1 protein-coding gene and 1 pseudogene are annotated in these 1,946 nt (G+C 31.3%); both read right to left on the reverse strand.

Going from position 1 to position 1,946, the window contains the following annotated elements; translation table 11 throughout:
- Positions 1–296 precede the first annotated feature (296 nt).
- The gene (locus T530_RS0111950) at positions 297–929 is read right to left on the reverse strand and encodes a hypothetical protein (protein ID WP_156011643.1); all 633 of its coding nucleotides are present in this window, start codon (positions 927–929) and stop codon (positions 297–299) included.
- A gap of 101 nt (positions 930–1,030) precedes the next feature.
- Positions 1,031–1,946: pseudogene (locus tag T530_RS15275) on the reverse strand (hypothetical protein); the annotation flags it as partial.

Raw genomic sequence — 1,946 nt, forward strand, 5'->3', positions numbered from 1 at the left:
GCTGTTAAAATAAAAAAAACTAAGCAGGCACGAAGTGACTGCGACTTTTTTTTCTTTTAAAATCCAATTGGAAGCTTCCATTACTACACGGGAGCTTTTTTTTACCCGATGAAGAGCAGTGTAGGGAACCTAGAGCGGAGCCGTAAGGTGTAGCGAGCGCGCACAGCACTTGAAGTGCTGTGCGGTAAGTAAATGCGAAGCATTTACGACAAAGTAGGTAGGGAAGATGCACTTCCGTTATTAAATTATTCAGGTTAATATGTCCGACTCGCGCGATTAATCGCGCTCGGAGCCGTTTATTTAGAGGATTTTTTTAGAAAGCCTGCTTCATTTAAAAAACTTACACTTATAAAAGTATATATACGAGAATCATTTGTATAACTGTATGCATCATTGCAGGTTCTATGAATAATTGGAGAATCTAATTTTATCTTTTTACCAGACTTACTATATTCTGCTGTTGATGAACCCCAAAACAATTTAATATCTTCCTTATCAAGATGTATTGTTGTAAGTTTTTGATTTTCATCTATACTATATTTATAACCATAAAAATCAAGAAATTGTTCAAGTGTTATTAGCGGTTCATGGTTGTGAGGAAAAAGATAATCATAATAGGGGCCAGGACCTCCATCCCCTCCCATAGAAATATCATATTTAAGTTCACCATTTTCAAAATAATAATCGAAATATCCATCACCAAGTGAATAATATATTTTCATATTATTTTCAATAAAATAATTATCTTTGTCATATCTATTGCGACTTAAATAGTTCTGTTCATAAGCTGCGCAGCAAAATAATAACAGGATAAGGCTAAAAGGAATGGTGATAATACCTAGAACAGCCTGAATATTCTTATTTTTTAATAAGGCAAGAATTGAAAACACAAAACTTGCACAAGATCCAAAGAAACTTATACCTATCATAAAATTTGTCAGTGTATAATGAATTGATGGAACAATAAAGAAAAGTATGAGGACGCTAATAAAAAAGGTACATAATGATATAAGACCAAATTTGATTTTTTTCATTTTTTATTTTGTTTGCTTAAGTTAGAATAATATTCATAATTGTTGCTTGATACAAGTTCACACCAGCCACCAAATATCCATACGTATTTTACAATTCCTTCATGATCAATATCGCTGCTTCCGTCAGATTCAAGAATTAAATACCATTTTGAAGTTACATTATCGATAGTTTCTTCAAAAGTTGAACAAGCAAGAATTCTAGGCAACTCTCCTCTAAATACAATATTTCTTGATTCGATGTAATCATAATCTTTTGTTAAGTAAGGCATATCTATAACTTTTGCTTTTAGATTAGGCTCCGCCCTCATTTTTGTATTTTCTTTAACATATAGAAAAGAGAAAGGTTCAGATATTATAATCTCCATATTTTCATATATAATTTTTTCACCGCCAGAATATTTTTTGCTGGTACAAATATTTCCATCAAGATCTGAAATTATACCACAATCAAATAAACTTCTATAGTCCGGATCGATAATATATTCTCCAGGGATTTTAAATGATTGTCCAAACCAATTACTGCAGAATTCAATATTAGTTGTAAAATCATTGAGCTTAACATCGTTATTGAATTTTAATCTATTTCCTTTTACAGAAAATGTCCCGGTCCAAACATCTCCGGAATAAGTGGTCACCATATAAGTGTTATCATTATTAAATTTTATATCCCCCTCTCCCAATGAAAAAGAAGATTCGTAAAGAAAAGCTGTATATTTATCTTGAGAATTTTGTGAAAAAACATTTCCAAGAATTATCAAAAAAAATAATAAATAGGTGATATTTTTCTTCATATTGTTTCTTTCCTTATAATCATGGATGTGGTCTGCATTGTCTTCATATTCTTTTGCCTCGTAAGGGATTTTAAGTCCTTCGAGTATTCTCATTGCGTTTGTCTTTTTCATGCTTTGTATT

Source organism: Treponema sp. C6A8 (assembly GCF_000619925.1).
Classification (GTDB): domain Bacteria; phylum Spirochaetota; class Spirochaetia; order Treponematales; family Treponemataceae; genus Treponema_D.